The sequence below is a fragment of the Ferruginibacter sp. genome (genome assembly GCF_031391665.1).
Taxonomy (GTDB): Bacteria; Bacteroidota; Bacteroidia; order Chitinophagales; family Chitinophagaceae; genus Ferruginibacter.
This window is the reverse complement of the sequence record NZ_JANMUN010000194.1, coordinates 1-2,422: the sequence shown is the minus strand read 5'-3', so window position 1 is coordinate 2,422 and position 2,422 is coordinate 1. Positions and strand designations below refer to the sequence as shown.

Annotated in this window: 2 protein-coding genes; one reads left to right on the top strand and one right to left on the bottom strand. The window is 37.2% G+C overall.

Annotated elements, in window-relative coordinates:
• A partial coding sequence (gene pckA, locus ACY651_RS14470; protein WP_462253978.1) for a phosphoenolpyruvate carboxykinase (ATP) occupies positions 1-1,457 on the bottom strand: 1,457 nt, incomplete at its 3' end.
• Positions 1,458-1,844: 387 nt separating this feature from the next.
• Here pckA and ACY651_RS14465 point away from each other — a divergent pair.
• On the top strand, positions 1,845-2,255 hold the full coding sequence (locus tag ACY651_RS14465; protein WP_462253976.1) for an aminopeptidase P N-terminal domain-containing protein: 411 nt from the start codon (positions 1,845-1,847) through the stop codon (positions 2,253-2,255).
• The last annotated feature ends 167 nt before the right edge of the window (positions 2,256-2,422 follow it).

Here is a 2,422-nt window from a genome sequence, read left to right as displayed (position 1 = left end):
CTGGGTACATTAGGGCAGGTTTTAGGAATGTGCAGTTTAAACCAGGGTGTGGTGTCGTACTCTACATTATCTAACTGGCCTTCTAACGCTGCGGTAATCATGGCACGGGTGTGGCTTAGTTTCATGCGTTTGCCAATGCCATAAGGGCCACCGTTCCATCCGGTATTTACCAACCATACTTTTACATTATGCTCTTTCATTTTTTTACCCAGCATCTCGGCATATTTTGCAGGGTGCAATGGTAAAAAAGGTGCACCAAAGCAGGCACTGAAAGTGCTTTTTGGTTCGGTAACGCCAGCTTCGGTACCGGCTACCTTAGCCGTGTAGCCGCTTATAAACTGGTACATCGTTTGGCCTGGTGTTAACTTACTTATGGGTGGCAGTACACCATAAGCATCGCAGGTTAAAAAGAAAATGTTTTTTGGAGTTTTTCCAATTGAAGGTTCTAAAGCGTTACTGATAAAATATAATGGATAACTAACCCTTGTATTTTCTGTAATTTTTTTACTGCTGAAATCAATTTTATTGGTACCATCAATAAAAGTAATATTCTCTACCAAAGCACCTGGCTTAATTGCATTATAAATTTCCGGCTCTTTTTCTTCACTTAAATCAATACACTTTGCATAACAGCCGCCTTCAAAATTAAAAACACTTTTATCCGTCCACCCATGCTCGTCATCGCCAATTAAAAAACGGTTAGGGTCGGCGCTAAGTGTAGTTTTACCGGTACCGCTTAATCCAAAAAAAACTGCGGTATCACCATCCCTACCTAAATTAGCACTGCAATGCATACTCAATACATCGGCACGCTGCGGTAATACATAATTAAGCATAGTAAAAATGCCTTTCTTCATTTCTCCGGTATAGCCGGTGCCACCAATTAAAATTGTTTTATGTGTAAAACTGAGGATGGCAAAATTTTCTGCTCTTGTACCATCTGTTGCAGGGTTTGCATTAAAGCCCGGTGCTTGTATTATGTGCCAGTTGGGAGCAAAATTTTCCATATCTTTTTCTTCGGGGCGAATGAACATGTTGTAACAAAATAAATTTGCCGACGGCTGTTCATTGATTACCCTTAAACTCAGTTTATAATTTTCATCGGCGCAGGCATAACAATCACGTACCCAAATTTCTTTGTCGCTTAAGTATTTAAGCATTTTATCTTTTAGCTGAAAAAAATATTTTTCTTCAATCGCAATATTAAAATCGTTCCAATGTACCGTGTTTTCGGTAATGGCATCTTTTACAGTAAACTTATCTTTTGGGCTGCGGCCGGTAAATTTTCCGGTGTTAATTACTAAAGCGCCGGTATCGTTTAAAACGCCTTCGCCACGCTGTATGGTTTGCTCGGTTAATTCTTCGGGTGTTAATTGATAATGTATATCGCCGCAAAGTTGCAGCCCTAAATTTACTAATGCGTTTTTAGGCAGGGCAATCATCGTTGGTACTGACATGAAAGGTTTTTTTGGTTTAGCTTTTACAATCGAGCCACAAAGTTATACTAAGTGAGTTTTAGAAGCTTTAAGCCGTAATGAAGGGATTAAAATTATTATACGCAATCGTTTGCGTAATTTCAATTATAACCTGTTTTATTAAATAAGTTCAAATATTGTAAGGAAATAGTTGAATGCATTGAATATTTTTTAATTATTCTCCAAAATGTGAATTGGCTAAATACTGCTTTTGCTTAAGCAAAAATGGTTGGCCACAAATTGTACAGATTTTCACCGATAACACATATAATTCGTGTTAATCTGCGTAATCCGTGGCAGATTTTCTTCAGTTGTGTAATTTCTGTGGGAATAACCAAAAATGTATATTGCACTATAAACTAACAAAGCATGAAATATCTTCCCCTTAATTCACAAATTTTTGTGGAGAACCGTAAAAGGTTTGTAAATAAAATGGAAAAGAATGCCATTGCCATCTTTAACAGCAATGATGAGTTGCCTTCGAATGGCGATGCCATTTATAAATTTAAACAAAACAGCGACTTGCTTTGGCTCACCGGTATTGAGCAGGAAGATTCGATGTTAATATTATATCCCGATAACCCCGATGCAAAATACCGGGAAGTTTTAGTTTTAGTAAGACCCAACGAATTAAAAGAAAAATGGGATGGTCATCGCTTAAGAGTAAATGAAGCTACTGCAATATCAGGCATTAGCACTATTATTTGGCTCGATACTTTAGATGGTACATTACAACCCTGGATACATTGGGCCGATACCATATATTTAAACAATAATTAAAACGACCGTAAAGCAAATACAGTTGGTGTAAGAGATTACCGCTATGCCGAAATGATGAAGCAGCGTTATCCATTACATAATTATAAACGCAGTGCAAAAATTTTAAAAGAATTAAGAGCAATAAAATCTGCATTGGAAATTGAGGTATTGCAGAAGGCTATTGATAT